This window comes from Massilibacillus massiliensis, assembly GCF_900086705.1.
GTDB lineage: Bacteria > Bacillota > Negativicutes > FLKF01 > FLKF01 > Massilibacillus > Massilibacillus massiliensis.
Map to the genome: position 1 here is coordinate 1,046,244 of NZ_LT575483.1, position 19,294 is coordinate 1,065,537.

Sequence of the window (19,294 nt, forward strand, 5' to 3'; positions counted from 1 at the left end):
TTTTTGTTTCTCCTTAGTCAACATTAGGAATTATAATTTCTCCTTTTTGAAGCGAAGCTGTAAAAGTTCCCAGCAATCTTCTTTTTTACACCACTGCCCAATATTAATTCCTGGTGTAGTTGGATTCATAAAATGATCCCAAACCACATACATAACTTTTTCAATAATTTGGGCCAATATTGGAGGTATTGATTGTGTTGACCAAATATAATCGACATCAACTTTTTCTGAAAAATATTTTCCAATTAGAGCTACCGTATAGTAATTTTGCTGTGCTTTAAATCCTCCAAATTTATGTTCGGCAATTATTCTATCACACTCATTAAACAAAATAACTTTGCTAATCATGTCCTTATACACTTCTTCACTCGGTGGCGGGATCTCACCTTTCTTTACCATTTCAGAAAATATAATAAAATTAGTTTCTAATCCTTTACTGACTATATAAGGGTAACCTCGCCACGCCATGATACACTTAGCCGCTACAGTCTTTGATATACAACGTGATTTCGGATTGTGTTCTTTAAACTGTTTTTTCAGAGACAAAGTAAGCTGACGATTCACCTCAACTAAATATTGACCTCTTGCCCTTTCATAGAACCATCGGTCTAATGATTTTCCCTTTTCAGCAGGTACATATATATTTCTTGATAGTTGCTCCATTCGGATATGATATTCATCATTAGCACTGAAATCTGACATATTAATCTTATTTTGGCTGTTGGCATATTTTGATATATTTGCAATAATTTCGTTGGTCTTTTCCCTATTCTTAATGACAGTCAATTTAATCTGAACACTTACCTTGCTCAAATCGGTTTTGCTTTGAAAAGCATTATAAATTGAAGCGGTAGTTTGACCGCCATTGACAATTTGCCAACCGTTTAAAACTGTGATGACTACCAATTCATTTGTGGATTTTTCTTCATCTATTTCAATACTCTCTGCAATAGTGGATATACCGTTATTATATGCCATAAACATGTGTGGTTCTGATGAAAGCGTACCTCTTATCCCCTTATTGATCTTTCCTGTTGCCTGTAAAAAAGAACGGACATTCCGTTCAATTAACTTTTGCCCTTCATCTTTGTAAATTTTCGCCAAAATTTCGCCCGATATCACTCCAATATAACAATCATAATCAGAGTTTGTATCTTCCACTTTTATCAAATGCATTGGATTCGAATATTTGCTTTTCAGCCTTATCACAACTTGTACTGCTTGAACATTCTGAAATAAGCATTGGTAGAGGCGCTCAATATCCCAAACATCAAATTTAATTGTTGTTTTTCCAATAACTATATCCTTTGGTACATACAAAATCGTCTCATTATTTGTTATGAGAATAATATTCACCACTTCTGTTTCTCTGGAATACTGCTTTATGTATTCATATGCCTTATAACCTTGACCAGATTCTTCAGCTTCTTCAAAATATTTTGTTTTACAAAATCTATAAAATTTCGATGCTTGTTTCAATGTCTTTTCAATATCCGTCTTCCCCAGCTTTTCAACTTGAGGCTTTTGATTAAAATTGCATACCAACAACGTCAGTGAGCGGAAATATTCACTGTAGGCATAACCATCCAATCTCATTTTTTCTGTGGTTTTTTTAAAATTTACTATCTCGCAGTCAGCTAGGTTTGTAACTCCTGCCTCCTGTAAATAAGATACAAATACATTTTTAAATGCGATGAGAGTACCAACAGAGTTGTCTTTGCTGTAACTGATGGTTTCATCCAGTAATTCAGAATAAAATTCTAATATTTTGTCAGACAACATCCGTATTTTCTCCTTTCAAAATAACCTGTATCCCATCTGAAACTAAGAATTTTTGACACATATCAATATTCACGATATAAGAAACATTGCTAACACCTGTATCAAGTTCCGACTTTTCAATTTTTGGAAAATCAGAATCGACTATATACATGCAGTTTTCTCGTATAAAATAGCCAGTTTGATATAGCTCTTCATAAGCTTTTAAATAGCCATATTTCTCAAGCTTCTGTTCAAACTGCTGGAAACACTGACTATCAGAAATGAGAGTAGCCTCAATGTCATGAACTGCATCAGATAATGTAAAGCCGTCACTTTCACTTCTTCTTAAAGCAAAAACCTGCAGATACAAACTATTCAAAACATCTTTAGTGTCAAGCTGATATTCACTGCTGATATTTACTTTATAAGGAGATTTCTGCGCTGTCGTCTTTACTTCAACTGCATTGCCTTTGATATAAAAATCATGGGTTTCTTCATTACAACCCGCCCAATAGGTTATCGCCTCATGTCCGCACATTTCTAGCAACTGTTTTAAAAATATAAGTTCCCCTAATAGTCCTTGTTCACGCTCTTGTGACAGCTGAAAGTCTTTTTCTAGCAAGAAAAAGTTTCTCCATTTAGTTAAGACCGCAGAGAAACACGGAAGTACTTCTTGCGAATCCTCCAGTTTTTCAAGTACCATCCTAATATCCTCTGAGATTATCTGAAAAATATTGCCTTCACTCTGATATGATTGTTTAAGGAGAACATATTCGGTGACATCATCTCCATACTCAGGAAGCCTTGCAACCCCAATCTCAACACCCTTCCAATGAGGAAATGTATTTTTCTTTGGTAATTCATCTGTCTGAATATATAGTTCAAGTAAATAATTACTCTTATCTACAGCAAAAATAATAACTATGCCATTACTCATTTTCAGACGGCGCGCCAATCTACTTTTTCCTTGACCAGCATCTTTTGCCGCCTCTAAAAGTGTTTCATAAACCTCACTCGTATAACTCATAGTTTTCCCTCTCAATGGCAATATCCGTCACTCTATATGACTGCAATGTGCCAAACCCTTTTCTATGAGGAAATACAACAGCAAATCCGAAAGGCGTTTTATGATCACCTTTATTTTTTGTCAGTATTCCAGCCTTTCCAATTGGATAGAGTATCAAAAGGCCGCATTCTCTAGGTCGTGTTGATTTCCTGATAAATTCTGCTAGAGTTTTTTCATCACCGTTAGTGTTGCGTTTTTTTATTTCGTCCACATAATCTAACTGTTTCTTATCATAATCAAAATATTCATGCCCAGCAGAAGTCATAGTATGAATAGAACAAAAATTTTCGCTCTCATTAAGTCCTTTTTCTCGCTCAATTCCTGATCCAATCCCTTTAATCCCTGCAATAGAGAACTTTTCACCGTTGCCAACATTGATTAGACACACGGTCCAATTTGTTAGTCCCCCACACTTATTCTGATTGCGTATGTAGTCGGCCATATATTGACTGTTGGCTCTTGTTGCATTTTCAGAGGTCTCATAATCTTCCAAAAAATTGGTAATATCAAATCCTGCAACATTTGTCCAGAAGAAGTGTTCACCTGCAGCATCACGATTTTTCTGGCTCCAATACTTCTTCTTGTCCATTGGTTTTCCAATTGCTTTAAGCAACATCTCAGCAGCTACAAAATTACGGTCATACTGTTCCGGGTTGACATCAAACGATCTTGTCTGACTGAGATGGTTGCTGAAATCCTTCTGCCTCTCTTTTCCAGTCCTTACTTTATTTCTGCTTGAAATAAGCAAGTCTGGATGAGTTGCAACTCTAAGCCCAAAAGACATCGGTGTTTGATCCATATCATTCATAAAATCAAACTGATGGACAAGTTCTTCCGTAGCCATACTAATATGTAAAAAATATTTTTTTAGCATCGGTGTTGTATAAAGACGGCACAAGTCCAAATACCCCGGGCGATATCCAAACCACCGGCCCATCTGCATCAATGTATCGTATGTATTGGAGCTTCTTGTAAAATAGCTGACAGTAAGACCTTCAAGGGTAAGCCCTCTAGAAAGCTTGTCCCCTCCAATGGCGATAACATTAAATGGTTTGCCTGCACGATCCTTATACATCAAAGAATCTATACTTTTGCCGTTAATACTATAAATCATAAACTCTTTATCAATGAAAAGACGTTTAATTTCTTTATATATTGCTGACCATTCAAGCAAAGAAACATTTTTCATATATTTAGGGAAGTCTGCTATCATACCGCTGGTTGTTTTCTTGTAATCATATTCCCATATTACTTTCAAGCTCTTTTCTATATCAGCATCCCCATATAAAACAAGGTTCTCAATTCCTTCTTTAAAATACTCGCTGACTTTTCTCTTAATTTTATTCTGTTGAGCAACAAACCTCACAATATGAATTAGCATTGTATTAGGCTTATTAATTTGGCCTCTTAGATTTCTTATGGCAGTTGAGATCACAAAACTCTTAATTGCATTTTTGAGGTCTGATGGTATCTCGCCGACAGGATCATCTGCTTTTGTCCCTTTGCCCAAATAACTTTTACCGTCAATAATATCTCGGCATAACGGCATAGCCGGCGTTTCTTCCTCTCCCGTCAATCCGAAAAACTCTCTGGCTCCTATATATCCATCAGCTCTCGGGATTCTCAAAATAAAATCTTTAGGATATAGGTCACTGCCATATTTGCTGTCATTTATATGAGGGGGAATGAAAATATTGGCAAAAGGTGTTGCAGTGTACCCGACATAAGAGCGGCATTCAAACAGGCGAAGCATTTCTCTTATTAATCCATTTATCGTAGTAGGATTGTAATTATCCAATATATTACCTGCTACATCAAAACATTCATTGGTATTCAAAGATGCTTGATCTGCTTCATCGTCTATAATTAAAACAGGCAATTCAGAGGGAATATACTTCCCTCCAAGAGAGCTTGTCTCTGCAAAGGGGCTTTTTTGAAAATATGCGATCAGTTTTCTCAGTACCGTCGCATTCTTTTTAGTAACGATCGAATATGGAGGATGCATCGAAGTCCCTGCGACCTTGGCGTTAAAATCTCCTTTTTCATCTCTTGTCGTCAAAGATTGATATAAAGGTGAATCTACAATTTGATTGTTTTTTCCAATCCCAACACCTATTGCATTTTTTGCATGAATAAAATTTCCTTGGGCTTCAAGACTGGTTTCATAGCCAAGCACTTCTTCATCTATTCGCGCTTGTGTCTGACTTCGCAAGTTGTTATGTATTCCACTTAAAACAATTATTATTTTGTACCCTGCATCAATAGCTTTATTGACTAAGCCAATATAATGAGCTGTTTTGCCTGACTGAACATAACCAAAAACCAATCCCATACGTTCTTCTTTGTTATGGGCATAAGCATTGGAAATGACGTTCATGACATCATCCGTTGCTTCATCTATATCTCTTACAGCATTAATGCTCCAATTATCCTTTTTCAAAAGATAATCGTAATATCTCGTCCAGTATTCGGAATGAAAATCTGGCGATTTTTTAAGTTGTTTCCACCAATCAGAAAATTTCATTTCATCGCTGATTATGGTGATAACAGGTTCTATCTCAGCAGAAATTTCTTCAAAGAGAAAATCCTTAAGATTGTGCTCACTTGAAATTATCGGAGAAAAATCAGAAACGACTTGTTCCACAATATCTATAATAGCTTGATTTGGGTGAGCAGACTTCAATTCCACACATCGGATATATGCTGCTACGTATAAATTTCTTTGACTTTCAGTTAACTCGTGCGGTACTTTAATCATAGTCATTCTCCTCAAAAATTTTAAGAATATCAGTTCTTAGATATTTGAAATTTGCCATTCCTAAAATTATTGGTACTATTTCATCTTTTTCATAACTTTTATTAAAAAAACTTCTAATATATCCTTTTAGTTCTTCCAAGTCTATTTGTTTTTGCAGTTCATCTATATGAGCCATTCCCTCATTTCCAGAAGTATGCAAATAATCAACAACGCCAGACTGTAAAAACGGCGCATAGTTTTCTACTAATGCAAGAAAGGCTGATAAATCTTCCTGCCCTGTATTATCAAGTTTCTTTTCTACTCCTGCTAATATCGGATGTTTCTTATTAACGTGAAAGGAATAAAGGCCATTCTTGTTTTTACGTTGCTCCCATACATACCCTAGATTAGGAGAAATCACATTTTTAGAATATGATCCCCTCGAATTATATACTTTTGCTGATGTTTCTGTACATATATCAATTGTACGGTATAAAATATCTCGAATATAAAGGGGTGGTGTTGCAGCGGATTTTTTAATGTCAATCTTCCAATCATAATCGCTCTCAGCATCTATATCCAGCTTTATACGGGCCAAGTTAAAAGCCGGTTCTTTTCTAATATGGCCAAACCAAGTTCCGAATACGAGTAGCCTTCGATTTCTGTAAACATAAACTCCTTGATGAGCTGTTAAACCATATGGTCCCTCTGCATCCGCAAACTCTTTTTCTGTTTTAAACTTAGTTTTATGCGGCAGGGTGTACGGTTGAATAATAACTTCCTTACTATTTTCACAATAAACTTCTTCGCCAAGTTCTTGTGTTGCACTGTTGCTCAAGCAGAAGGGATTCCATGCCACAACCGGAACATCATTTATAGTAATTTTCAGACTTTCATCTTCAATAAATCTATGAAAAACCAGCCCTAGATGTTTTAATACAACATCAATCAGGGCATAAAAATTATTCTTTGTTTTTGTGGCTTTAGAACCGTGCTCAGGTATTATGTGATCTAAATCTTCAACAACAATTGCTGTACCATGATCCCAATCATCTAAGTAGTCCGCAAACTTCGTTTCCTCGCTTACAAGAAGTTTCCAAAGCCCAGACGCATCCTTTTCGATGAAAGATAAATCCCAACAAGCATTTGAATATTGATTATTTATTTTAGTCACAACATTCAACTGTTTTCCCATTGAAAACGCGGCTGTTTTCATGCCCATTCCAAACCGCCCCAAATCATTTTTCGCTCTATAATCTTTTGGTGAAGAGGAGCCGATTTTCATGGATTTTATTAATTTTTCCTGATCCATTCCTATACCGTTATCGCAAATAATAATTTTTGATTCTCGTCCATTCCAAATGAAATTCACTTTTACCATATCTGCACCAGCTGTAATACAATTGTCAACGATATCGGCAATCGCAGTTTCAGGCCTATAGCCGACAGAACGCAAAGAAGATAAAAGTAGATGCGCATCTGGAGCCAGTTCAACAAAAGACATTTCTTGCATTACATTCACATCTCCTCAACTACCTACAAAGTAACGGCTCTCTTTGTCTCAAAATTTACACTCAATTATATTACATTTATAAAATTCCCTACAAAGACAAAATCCCCTTCCAAAATAGTCTATTTTTCTCTAAATTACACCAAAGAAATCGCCTAGGAATGCATCCCAAGCGATTTTAGCTCTAATTTATGAAATTTTCCTACACCTCTTACTCCCTCTCAATCAATACCATACACTCCACGTGACTCATCACGCAAAATATATCTATATGTTTAGCAATATATCCATATTGGGGCAACACCACAATATCCTTAACAAGTGAAGCTGACTTGCAGGATATTTACCGTTTAATTCTTTAAATAATAGCCCTTATTGTTTTACTTCTCCTCATCATTCACCATCAAAATACTCCGCATCAATCGCATAATCTCTATCATCCCAAAAGTTTGAAAAATCAAACCCATCAAAATATTTTTCATTATCTATCCCCTCCAAATCGATCTGCTCGCGAAATGTAGCGCCGCGAAATTTGCGGTTCTATAATTATTTTCATATTTAATTAATTGAAATAATTTGTTGTCTAAAAATTCATTGTAAAACTATCTAATATTTTACCTTTTCTATAATACTCAAGTACAACTAATCTATTTGCTATATCTATTTCATAATATATTCCTATTAAATATCTACATACATGCTCCGGCAATGTGCGTCCATCAAATGACCAAACATCGTCATAACTATCTTTTGTCAGTGCAATAAGACGATTTTTATCTTTCTTTTTTTCCTGCTCAGAAGCTGTGGATTTTTTCATTTCTAAAGCAAGTAAGTTATCTTGATTTATTTTTTCGCCTCTACTATGGATTATTAAATCGCAAGTCACAGATACAACTACTAGTTCTTCATTTTTTTCAATAATTGTTTTTACTTTTCCGTCATTTCTATTATATTCAACATCAACATAATAATCATTGAAAGTTGTTTTAGCTATTGCCTCCTGAAAATATAGCATCATTCGTGCACATAAAGATCTTTCAGAAAGATTTAATAAAATTGACCCCATCTCATTCTGTAAAAATTTTTGATTTACTTTCAAAAATAATTTTATCAATATTTCAAGTGGTTGTTCACTTATTCTATTTTTTCTTATTCGTTCAAAACCTTTTCTATTCACAAAAGTTCTACTTTTACTATAATAACTCCAATTAAAATCACTATTAACTTTATTAAAATCAAAAAAATCATTATAAAAATTTTTCATTGCTTCTAAAGTCGACAATCCATATCCTTTTGTATATTGATTATTTAATTTAATACTCAATTCTGTCAACATAGCTGTTTGATAAGATTGCTTTATTTTCATTTCATCAAGTCTAGACAACATCTTACCAATCTCCCAATAATCTCTAAGCATTTTTTTAGAATTTGGAATTATTTTTATAATTTGATTATATAATTTATTTACAATATCATCTAATTCATTCACATTATTACTCCTACTTATATCCAATCTTAATACATTTTTTATAAACATCATACTTTTTTAATCAAAATCGCAGTATTTTCATAACTATCTAAATTATTAATATTCAGCCATGTTTCTTCTTCTTTTCTATCTCGATAAAATCTCAAAATACTGTCCTGTCCATCAAAAGATAATATCATAACAATATTGTAATTATATTTCAAGTAAAAAAGGCTATTATTGTTCATATTTAAGATAATAGCCTTTTTTATTTTATTTTATTTTTTCTCATCCTTCACCGGAAAATACTCAGCAAATGCTTTACGAAATTGAACTTTCCCCCACGTCCGAACTTCCGAATTAGGATCAGACATAACTCTATCAATAACATCATGCATTTCCTTTACTTCTGGATTTTCAGCAAATTGATTTTTATGTGTTACCTCTTCTCCCGTTAATATCCAATCAGCAGATACTTTATATTTTTTAATTAGCAATATCAATGTACTATACGATGGAAAAAACTTTCCCTTTTCCATTTCGCTTAGATTTCCTTGTGATATCCCAATTGAAGCTGCAAAAACCGTCTGAGTTAAACCAAGTTTTGTTCTTACCATATTTATTCTTTTCCCAATCATATCCATATTGTTGCTGTTTTCCATTTCTGCCCTCCTAAAATATCTATTTTTCAATATTCACTCTTGTATTATCTGTATTACAGATATATAATTAAACTGTAAGCACCACAGTTAAACAATCATTTACACAATCCTGGCCGGCCGGTGGGAAAAAAGAACTAGAGAGCTTACCAAAAACTAAATACTTTTCTTAACCCAGGAACCACTGAATTAAATTTAGGAGGAAGCAAATGAAACATTTCAAAATTGCTTATGGACCTGAAGCCAAGAAGTATTTTTCCACAGAACGTGACCTGGTACAAGTTGGTGAAACGGATTATACTGATGTCGCGGCAGTGGTACTGACCAACGAAGAAGCTGATTATGCGCAGGAATTGCACGATACGAAATTCGGCATTCCTTTGTTTATCGTCTTGGTAAACAACGCCCAGCTTGATGACAGACTCGTTGGCAAAGTCTATCACATCATGGACGACGTGCATTTCGATTTGCGTCTTTACAGTAGGCAAATCGAAGCGGCGGCTGTTCAATATGAGGAAAAAGCACTGCCGCCATTTTTTAAAGCATTAAGCGAATATGTTGAAACCGGCAATGCAGCGTTTGACTGCCCGGGGCATCAAGGCGGACAATTTTTCCGCAAGCACCCTGCCGGACGTTATTTATATGAATTTTATGGGGAAAATATTTTTCGTTCCGACATCTGCAACGCCGATGTAAAGTTAGGCGATTTGTTGATTCATGAAGGTTCTGCCTGTGATGCACAAAAGCATGCGGCAAAGGTTTATAATGCCGACAAGACCTACTTCGTATTAAACGGAACCTCCGCGGCAAACAAAGTCGTGACGAATGCTTTACTTTCCCCCGGTGATTTAGTGTTGTTTGATCGAAACAATCATAAATCCATTCACCAAGGTGCTTTGGTACAAGCAGGTGCAACTCCTGTTTATCTTGAAACCGCCCGCAATCCATTTGGATTTATCGGCGGAATCGACAGTCATTGCTTTGATGAAGCCTATCTGCGTAATTTGATCGCGGAAACTGCACCAGATAAAGCGAAAGAAAAGCGTCCCTTCCGTTTGGCAGTCATCCAGCTTGGCACTTACGACGGCACAATTTATAATGCACGTCAGGTCGTAGACAAAATCGGTCATTTATGCGACTACATTCTGTTTGACTCTGCCTGGGTTGGCTACGAGCAGTTCATCCCAATGATGAAAGACTGTTCACCGCTCTTATTGGAACTAACGGATCAAGATCCGGGCATCCTAGTCACGCAGTCGGTACATAAGCAACAGGCAGGATTTTCACAGGCTTCACAAATTCACAAGAAGGACAGCCATATCAAAGGGCAAACCCGCTATTGCAATCATAAGCGGTTTAACAACGCCTTTATGCTACATGCTTCCACCAGCCCATTTTATCCGCTGTTTGCAACACTGGATGTGAATGCAAAGATTCACGAAGGTGACGCAGGTCGCCGTTTATGGCTGGACTGCGTGAAAATGGGGATCGAAGCACGGAAAGCACTGCTGAAAAGCTGTACGATGATTCGCCCGTTCCTTCCTGCGCAAGTCAACGGCACCAAATGGCAGGACAACCCTACCGATGAAATGGCAAATGATCTGGCATTCTTTAACTTCCATCCGAATGAGAAATGGCACTCCTTCCCGGGCTATGCAGAGAATCAATATTTTGTTGATCCCTGCAAGCTGATGCTGACTACACCGGGCATCAATACTGATACTGGCGAATACGAAGATTTTGGCATTCCTGCTACGATTTTAGCCAATTATTTAAGAGAAAACGGCATCATTCCGGAAAAGTGCGATTTAAACTCGATATTGTTTTTATTAACACCTGCGGAAACACCAGCGAAATTGCAAAACTTAGTATCGCAAATTGCTCGCTTCGAACATGCAATTCAAAACGATACACCGTTGCGTGATGTATTGCCATCGGTTTATCAAAGCAATACCGCTCGCTATGAAGGGTACACGATTCGAAGGTTATGCCAGGAAATGCATGACTTCTACAAGAAGCATGATGTAAAGCGTCTTCAACAGAATCTCTTCCGCAAGAAGACCTTCCCGAAATACGCTATAAGTCCGCAGGAAGCGCAGTGGAATCTGATTCGCAATAACGCCGAGCTCGTTCCATTGACAGATATCGTGGGCAGAATTGGACTGGAAGGCGCATTACCTTATCCACCGGGCATCATTTGTGTTGTGCCGGGAGAAATATGGAATGATACAGCCCAGCAATATTTCTTAACATTAGAGGAAGGAATTAACCTATTCCCTGGTTTCTCTCCCGAAATTCAAGGTGTTTATCTACAGCAAGACGGCAGCCGCATTAGAAGCTATGGCTACGTGCTAAAGAAAGCGTGATAACACCAATTGAATGAGAAGGGAGAAAATGTAATATGTCTGAAAAGAACAATAAAATGAGCGTGATGCAGCTTACCTTTTTAACTGCCATCAACATGATGGGCTCCGGTATCATTATGCTGCCGACGAAGTTAGCCGAGGTAGGAACGATTTCGATTATCTCTTGGCTGGTAACTGCAACAGGCTCGATGGCACTGGCCTATGCATTTGCAAAATGCGGCATGTTCAGCCGAAAATCCGGCGGCATGGGTGGTTATGCAGAGTACTCGTTTGGTAAGGCTGGTAATTTCATGGCCAACTATACCTACGGAGTCTCGCTCATTATTGCGAATACTGCGATTGCCATTTCCGCCGTTGGCTATGGTTCAGAATTTTTCGGTGTAGAATTGACACCGATGGCAGTCAGCATATGGACGATCTTCACCTTATGGCTGGCGACCGTTCTAAATTTCGGCGGAGCGAGAATCACGGGAAAGATCAGTTCCTTTACGATTCTCGGTGTTATTATTCCCGTCGTTATCCTAAGTATCTTCGGCTGGTTTTGGTTTAGCGACGAGCTGTATGTAAGCTCATGGAATCCACATAACTATCCACAGTTTGAAGCAATCGGCATGTCCATTTCCATGACATTATGGGCATTCCTCGGTTTGGAATCTGCCTGCGCCAATACTGATGCCGTCGACAATCCGGAAAGAAATATTCCGATTGCCGTTTTAGGTGGTACGTTGGGAGCTGGTATCGTCTATATCATTTCAACTAATGTAATGGCCGGAATCGTTCCAAATGCTGACCTAGCAAATTCTACAGCACCTTTCGGTCTGGCATTTGCAACTATGTTTGACGACAATATCGGAAAAATCGTTATGGGACTGATGATTTTATCCTGTTTTGGTTCTTTACTCGGCTGGCAGTTTACCATTGCGCAGGTTTTCAAAAGTTCTGCCCAGGAAGGTTACTTCCCTCAAATTTTCAATAAAGTAACCAAAGCGAATGTACCAATCGCGGCAATGCTGATCATAACTTCGACGCAAACCTTATTGGCACTCATGACAATGAGTCCATCGCTAAATAAGCAGTTCAACGTGTTGGTTGATCTTGCGGTTGTAACGAACATTATTCCTTACCTCCTGTCGATGGCAGCGTTAGCCGTCATTCAGGAAGAAGCAAGAATTCTTCCGCAAAAAGCCAAAGTCGTAAACTTCGTGGCCTTCATCGGTTCAGCGTACAGTTTATATGCCCTCTACGCTTCCGGACTTACCGCCATGACTTACGGCGCGATTATCACCTTCGCCGGATGGACACTCTACGGCTTTGTTTCCAAACGCTTTGATTTAAAGCATCCTAAAGTATCCAATTAAATATAGCACTACAACATAGTTTGACGAAATCCTGTCTACAAATATAATATATAATACACTTTGCAAAAAGCATTCTCTTCTAACAGTATCACTGTTATGAGGATGCTTTTTGTTTTTATTTTACTGTAAAAATCCGTATGCTAACTAAGTATGGAAAATAGCTTTCGTCAATAAAAAACCTATACACAGTAATAGTATATCACAATGCATAGGCAAAACAAGATTGGTGATTTTAGAGCCTTAATTCAGCTATTGTAATATTTTTATAATATCGGAAGTTACGTCACTCCCACCAAGCCGAACAGTATTTTTGTAAAGAATCACCGTCAGATTCTTTTCCTGTGCAATTTTTTCCAATGCATCCTTCAGGTTTGCATCCATTTTACTTTCTAGACCTTGCTTAAATTTAAGAAACTCAGCATATGTCTCTTTTTGCTTTTGTTTAAATTCATCCGGATTAAGCTGTGTTTTTTCTAATTCAAGATTTTCCGTTAATTCTTTGCCTTTTTGATTTAATTCCTCTTGAAATCCCTTCATCATCGGACTTTCTTTCATCACTCTAGTCATATCAATAACACCAATTTGCACATTTTGATTGACTGATTTAGGTGCAGATCCAGCGAATACCGTTCCCACTGACAACAGCATTATGATAAAAAAACTCGTCAATATCTTCTTAATAGTAAACACTCCTTCGACTTATCGTCAAATATTTTTACATAATCTATACGATTCCTCATAGAAAAGAGAAGTCCTGCCAAATTGAACCCTATTCTATTATACCTTTATCGCAAAAAGACAGCTTATAAATTAAGCTGTCTTAATTAGTAAAATTTGTTATAATAATTAAGGACGCAGTCAACGGCTGCGTCCTTAAAACTGAATACGAGGAGGTGTGTACCTTATGAAGTTCCATTTTGATTTTGAGATCGAAGCGATGGTTCTTGTTAAGGTAGTAGCACTCATAGCTTTTACCTTAAAAGTGCTATCACCCTAGCCTCATATTCAACCGAAACGCTCTGTATCCGCAGAGCGTTTTTGGTTTATTTAGTATATGACCATTATATGCTATTTTATTCATAATGTAAATAAGCGGCTATTGTTACGGGCTTATACCCTTTCTACACTTCCGCGTGCTAAAAACAAAAAGCCTACAAGCAACTACCTGCAAGCTTTATACCTATTAAATTCTGGTGCGGTTGATGGGATTTGAACCCACACGAGAGGTCTCACCACCGCCTGAAGATGGCGCGTCTGCCGTTCCGCCACAACCGCATTTATTTAGAATACGGAATTTATTATACCTCTAATTTTTCATTATGTAAATATCGTTTTTCCCTATATCAGCCTCAACATGCTATTTATCATCATTTGTATGCAAGTTTTCAATACGATTCAGATCTAAGTTCACTTCCTGCAAAATCTTCAATGCGCCCGTGATTTTACCAACATCCTGGGGTCTATGTGCATCACTATTGATGACAAACCGCACTGCAGAAAAGTTCTCAATCATTTTTAACTGAACTGCGTTAAGCCGTCGATGAAAATTATTAATTTCTAATGCCGCCTTTTGTTTTATTGCTGCATCGGCAATCTTTACGATATCGATCGGTTGTTGATCTCCCGGATGCGTAATAATATCAATAGAATAATTTTGCAAGGCCTGTACCATTGCCACTGTATTACGTGCAACGATTTCTTGATACAAAGATTCGTCCAACTTTGCTTTTATACTTTGCCGCCGAGATAATTTCTGACGAATTTTTTGCAAATTTTCGCTATAGACGATATCAAAATGAAACCCTGCCAGCAAGATATCACAGTCGTTTAAAACCCAATCTTCTACATCTAAGTTCCCCTTCTCATCGATAATATTGGCTTCCATTCCCAAAAGAATTTTAACTTTGCCACGATACTTGTCTTGCAAAATCTTTACGGTTTCACGCATGTGTTTATACACACTCGGCTGAATACCATAGGGAGCAGCTGGCCCGTGTTCAGTAATTGCAATGCAGGACAGGCCTTTTTCCAACGCACTAATTACATTTTCCTCAATCGTCCCAACGCCATGGCTATACTTTGTATGGGTATGATAATCGGCAGTTAACTTCATACAACACCTCAAAATTCCGCATTGCTTCCAGTTCTATTACGGCAATCTTCCCAATAAACTCGTCTGGTAGACTCGTTCTAATGCTAAATCAACAATATGACTATAGCCGATAAAACAACTACACACTCTCTTTTGGCATAGACTGCTCATATTAAGATCCGCAAGATCATCGATATAGAGATTGCCTAAACTTTTTTTATCCTGCCAGCACCGATGCACCATGCCATCCCATTCAACAAAAAACACTGCTGTACCCGTCTTACACGCTCGATCTTTACATTTATAATTTTGCAAATTTGTTTTAAACAGCTTGTCATATTGCAGTAAATAGGCAATATCCATATCACTATAATAGCCTGGCTTATCCTTATAGGCATTGATCCATAGGTAGGTCGATTGCTCAGAAGATTGCTGTAATAATTGATACAGCTCAGCAATGGCAGCAAAATTTTCTTTCACCCCTACGATACCTACTGTAAAGCGTACCGGATACTGGCGCAGTTTTTCTATCTGCTGAACAAAAAGACTGCTCGTTACTTGCCCTGGATGATACGTTGTCCATAAAATCAGTTTGTTTGATGCAACTTCATTTAGCCAGTCTAAACGACTGCTCAAATTAGTTTGTATAACAAGCTCCTCAATATTAGGAAGTTTACTTAGCGTAATCATTGCTTGCCGATAATACTCGTGCACCAAAGCCTCTCCGCGCGGAGCAAAAAAAAGTCGAAAATGATTTGTGCTCTGCTTAAGATAGACAATAAACTTATGTAAATAAGCCATATCTTTTGCCAGCATATTTTCAGTAGCAGTGGTTTTTGCAAACGGGCAATAGCCACAGGTGTAGTTGCAGCTTTTTAGATAATTTCGGTAATAAAGGGTATAGCACATCACAGCGTTCCTCTCACAATTCCTGATAGTCAGCAATTTTTTGCCGCACTGCAGCAGAAATAAATAAATTGCCAATGGTATCCGAATACATCAAACCTTTTTCCGTTGGATAGATACGATTCTCTTCACGCATTAGAAAGCTATGCTCCAATAAAAAACTCAACTCTTCATAAGTATCCAAAGGTGAATGTTGAAGTTGCTGTTGATACGCTTCTAAATCAAGACCGGTGACTTTTAAGATTGATTTTATAATATACCTGCGTTTCAATTCATCATCATCCAACAAATAGCCATAACGCGCTACGTCAAATTCTGTTTCGTCAAGATAGCCATCGATAATCTGATTTATATTTTTCTCTTCCACAGCATATTTGCGGGAATAATGAACATTGCCCCGATACGATCTGGCACCACATCCGATACCAATCATTTCATTTTCCTGACAGCCATACACGGGAAAAAGTTTCTTCTGCTTATCTTTGCGGATAAAGTTACGCATAGAAGTTTGCAAATAGTGATTGTCTTTTAGAAATTCTTTGCCAACTTCATATAATCTACACATCAGCTTTACATCTCGCTGCGCATTTGCGTATAAACTCGTTTTCTCCCGAATATAGAGCGGATATAAAAACACTTCTTCTGGTGCATAAGCAACGATTCTTTCAAGGGAAGCTTTAAAACTTTCTACGGTTTGCGTTGGGATTCCATAGATTAAATCCAAATTTCTAACCGGAATGTCTTCCGCAAATAAAAGTTCCAGCGCATTTTCAATCGCTGGAAGCGGTTCCTTCCGATCAATACAGTGCAATTCACTCGCGGCAAAACTTTGAATGCCCATACTGATCCGATCTAGATGATACGCTTTCAACAGTTCTAATTTCCCCTTTGTAAGTGTCCGCGGCGACGTCTCTGTAGAAAAGAAGACGGTTGAAAAATCCACAGCTAAATACTGTGAGATCGCAAGCAGCAATTTCTCCAATTCGGCTTCTCCCAAAATCGTAGGCGTTCCCCCGCCTAGTATGACACTGGAAAAGGGACTTTTTTTGTTTCTTTGCAATCCTAAAAAATCTTGAACTGCCTGTATTTCCCGTACCATTCGCTCTACATATTGCTTAATTTTGCGCTGATTAAAACAAGTCGTCGAAAGTAAGTTGCAATATCCGCATTTATTTAAACAGAATGGAATATGCAGATATAACGTAATCTCCTTTCTATCGGCGTTTCGCCAAAGCATTTTTAAATCTATCGGTTCTGTAAAATCACGATATGCTTTCTTATGCGGATATGAATACATATAGCTGACAAATGGATTTTTCAGTATCGTATCTAATAATTTGTTCATCTTTTACACCTCATCTACCTGTGCTTCCTCGCGATTAGAGGAAAAAATGTTTATACGGCACATTCCATACAACTTCATGCGATACAATATGCCCTTCGTACCCTTCTTCCCCATAACAAGTACCATGATCTGAGGTGGCAATGCAAAACGTCCGATTCCGCTTTTTCATACAATCAAACAATGGTGCCAGACACTGATCTACATATTTCAACGCTTCACGTTGGCTTTCCACACAATCTAATTTAGAAGCAATTCTATTTTTATTGGAATGATGCTGGTTGTTTTTATATTTATCCAAATAGTAATAATTCGGTCCATGAATAGCAGAAATATTGATAAACAAAAAAACTCTTTGGGTATGATCGATTTCTTCCAAAAGTTTAATTGCCAGTCGAACCTGCTCTTCTGCTGATTTAGGATTTGTTACGCCAAGTTTTGGATTCCAGTAACTTTCCTGAAACATATTAGGAAACACATCATAAATACCGCCAATTTTACTAAAGAATACAACACCGCCGATACAAACGGTTTTATAGCCGACCTTTTCAAGCCCTTCCATAATATGCGCACCTTCAAAAAGATACGTATTGCTATTGCCATTATTTTGTCTAAGACCGGTCTTATTCGTCAGGAATAACCATTCCCGTTCATGCAGCGGCTGATAATGTATAGGTGTCGGCAAAAAACCGACAAAAAAGCTATGGTGCGCGGAATATGTATAATTACCTGTGGTATGGCGTTTATCCCATCCCCCATTTTGACACAGATTCGGCAAATTTCCCGCCAAATATTCCGCTTCCGCCGCATCATAACGCAATGTATCCAGTGATAGAAAAAGAATATCATCGTTGCCTACCACTTCATTCATATTTACCTTCATGGTCTGTTTCCTTTCATGATTTCGATTGCCTTCATTATTTCCCGAGAATACACAGTTTCAGGCGTACCTAATAAATGATGAAATAGATCACCAAAAGGATTGACGTCAATGACATATGGTTTATATCCTGGTGAACACACAATATCAATGCCTGCATACAAAGAATGAGGAAATACTTTCATCACATCAACTGCGGCGTTTGCAATAGCTGCCATCTGTTCTTTCGACAAAAAATCAGCAGCCGGCAGCCGTTTGTTGCCCAAATGCAGATTTGTAATCGGACTATTACTCAATCGCGTCAATAAATACTGTGCTGATTGATCAATTACTAAAACACGTGTATCAAACCCTTTGCCTCGAAAACTGGCTTTGGGAATCCATTTTTCTATATGTGCACCATTTTGCAAAACCCAATCAATCAAACTCGCAATCTTGGTTTTATCCGTAACGTAATTAACCTTCTGACTGCTGTAAAACAATTTTTTCCCTTGATGCGTCTCAACATTCAATGAAGTCCACAAATCTTCTTGACCAAGCTTCGAATGATTCCTATAGGCAAGGATACCAGTCCCCCCAGAGCCATATCGCAGCTTGATAAAACAGCGCAGCACATTTTCGCCATTACATTCTTGAAGCGCCTGATAACTCGCAGGCGTTTCTATTTTAGGCGGCAAAGAAAAACGATACGCCGATCCTTGCACTGCTAAACAGTCATAAGTTTGCTGTTTATCCATCATTTGCAGCATTTCCTGCAGATGTTGCATACACAAGATCTGTTTCTGGGCATGCTCTGCAAGGATTATTTCAATACACCCCAACAGCCTTTTCCAGCCGTCATACCATTGCTGAGGGGCAATCACCGGATAACGAGAGAAATCAATTGTCTCAATCTCACGCAGTGTTAAACCGCCGTCAACCTTGCCGCGCTTTAATATTTCACGATAAAGTTCCATATCTTTTTCAGGCGGTTCCAATCGAAGAATCGTATTCTGCTTCAGCATTTGCCTGAGATCGCATTTTCCACTTAAAAGTGCCTGCCAGGTAATTACCTGATATTCATGCAAATTCAGATCTTTTAAACAATCCACAAAACTACGGACCCGTCGCCCAACAGCGTCACCAATCACTAAGAAATTCATTGTCATC

Annotated in this window: 14 protein-coding genes and 1 tRNA gene; 2 read left to right on the plus strand and 13 right to left on the minus strand. The window is 37.6% G+C overall.

The window, feature by feature from the left end:
* Nucleotides 1-30 precede the first annotated feature (30 nt).
* The 6 genes from BN6559_RS05315 to BN6559_RS05345 form a co-directional block, all read right to left on the minus strand.
* A complete protein-coding gene (locus tag BN6559_RS05315) occupies nucleotides 31-1,782 on the minus strand; it encodes an AIPR family protein (RefSeq protein ID WP_110953774.1) in 1,752 nt (583 codons plus the stop codon).
* Nucleotides 1,772-2,788, minus strand: coding sequence for a PD-(D/E)XK motif protein (locus BN6559_RS05320; protein WP_110953775.1), 1,017 nt, complete (start codon nucleotides 2,786-2,788; stop codon nucleotides 1,772-1,774). The genes BN6559_RS05315 and BN6559_RS05320 overlap by 11 nt, the downstream gene beginning before the upstream one ends.
* Complete coding sequence (locus tag BN6559_RS05325) at nucleotides 2,772-5,585, minus strand: Z1 domain-containing protein (protein WP_199883762.1); 2,814 nt, start codon at nucleotides 5,583-5,585, stop codon at nucleotides 2,772-2,774. Before BN6559_RS05325 ends, BN6559_RS05320 begins: the two co-directional genes overlap by 17 nt.
* Entirely contained in the window at nucleotides 5,578-7,077 is a 1,500-nt protein-coding gene (locus tag BN6559_RS05330) for an ATP-binding protein (protein WP_199883763.1), read from the minus strand. Before BN6559_RS05330 ends, BN6559_RS05325 begins: the two co-directional genes overlap by 8 nt.
* A 580-nt stretch (nucleotides 7,078-7,657) precedes the next feature.
* The gene (locus tag BN6559_RS19195; RefSeq protein ID WP_199883764.1) at nucleotides 7,658-8,563 is read right to left on the minus strand and encodes a DUF1016 N-terminal domain-containing protein; all 906 of its coding nucleotides are present in this window, start codon (nucleotides 8,561-8,563) and stop codon (nucleotides 7,658-7,660) included.
* Between the two features lie 257 nt (nucleotides 8,564-8,820).
* A complete protein-coding gene (locus BN6559_RS05345) occupies nucleotides 8,821-9,204 on the minus strand; it encodes a helix-turn-helix domain-containing protein (RefSeq protein ID WP_110953777.1) in 384 nt (127 codons plus the stop codon).
* 206 nt (nucleotides 9,205-9,410) lie between these two features.
* Between BN6559_RS05345 and speF the strand changes: the two genes are divergently transcribed.
* Together speF and potE are read left to right on the plus strand one after the other, a co-directional pair.
* Entirely contained in the window at nucleotides 9,411-11,567 is a 2,157-nt protein-coding gene (gene speF, locus BN6559_RS05350) for an ornithine decarboxylase SpeF (protein ID WP_110953778.1), read from the plus strand.
* 35 nt (nucleotides 11,568-11,602) lie between these two features.
* A complete protein-coding gene (potE, locus tag BN6559_RS05355) occupies nucleotides 11,603-12,925 on the plus strand; it encodes a putrescine-ornithine antiporter (protein ID WP_110953779.1) in 1,323 nt (440 codons plus the stop codon).
* A gap of 249 nt (nucleotides 12,926-13,174) precedes the next feature.
* Here the strand turns inward: potE and BN6559_RS05360 are convergent, their stop codons facing one another.
* The 7 genes from BN6559_RS05360 to BN6559_RS05390 all read right to left on the minus strand — a co-directional run bounded on the left by BN6559_RS05360 (nucleotide 13,175) and on the right by BN6559_RS05390 (nucleotide 19,293).
* Nucleotides 13,175-13,573 carry an OmpH family outer membrane protein gene (locus tag BN6559_RS05360; protein WP_199883765.1) on the minus strand — a complete coding sequence of 133 codons (399 nt, stop codon included), beginning with the start codon at nucleotides 13,571-13,573 and terminating at the stop codon, nucleotides 13,175-13,177.
* A gap of 543 nt (nucleotides 13,574-14,116) precedes the next feature.
* Nucleotides 14,117-14,200 (minus strand) — tRNA-Leu (locus tag BN6559_RS05365).
* An 82-nt stretch (nucleotides 14,201-14,282) separates the two neighbouring features.
* The gene (locus BN6559_RS05370; RefSeq protein WP_110953781.1) at nucleotides 14,283-15,038 is read right to left on the minus strand and encodes a PHP domain-containing protein; all 756 of its coding nucleotides are present in this window, start codon (nucleotides 15,036-15,038) and stop codon (nucleotides 14,283-14,285) included.
* Between the two features lie 36 nt (nucleotides 15,039-15,074).
* On the minus strand, nucleotides 15,075-15,926 hold the full coding sequence (locus BN6559_RS05375) for an STM4011 family radical SAM protein (RefSeq protein ID WP_110953782.1): 852 nt from the start codon (nucleotides 15,924-15,926) through the stop codon (nucleotides 15,075-15,077).
* Between the two features lie 13 nt (nucleotides 15,927-15,939).
* The gene (locus tag BN6559_RS05380; RefSeq protein WP_110953783.1) at nucleotides 15,940-17,268 is read right to left on the minus strand and encodes an STM4012 family radical SAM protein; all 1,329 of its coding nucleotides are present in this window, start codon (nucleotides 17,266-17,268) and stop codon (nucleotides 15,940-15,942) included.
* A gap of 34 nt (nucleotides 17,269-17,302) precedes the next feature.
* Complete coding sequence (locus BN6559_RS05385) at nucleotides 17,303-18,136, minus strand: STM4013/SEN3800 family hydrolase (RefSeq protein WP_199883766.1); 834 nt, start codon at nucleotides 18,134-18,136, stop codon at nucleotides 17,303-17,305.
* Nucleotides 18,137-18,144: 8 nt separating this feature from the next.
* Nucleotides 18,145-19,293 carry an STM4014 family protein gene (locus tag BN6559_RS05390; RefSeq protein WP_110953785.1) on the minus strand — a complete coding sequence of 383 codons (1,149 nt, stop codon included), beginning with the start codon at nucleotides 19,291-19,293 and terminating at the stop codon, nucleotides 18,145-18,147.
* Nucleotide 19,294 lies beyond the last annotated feature (1 nt).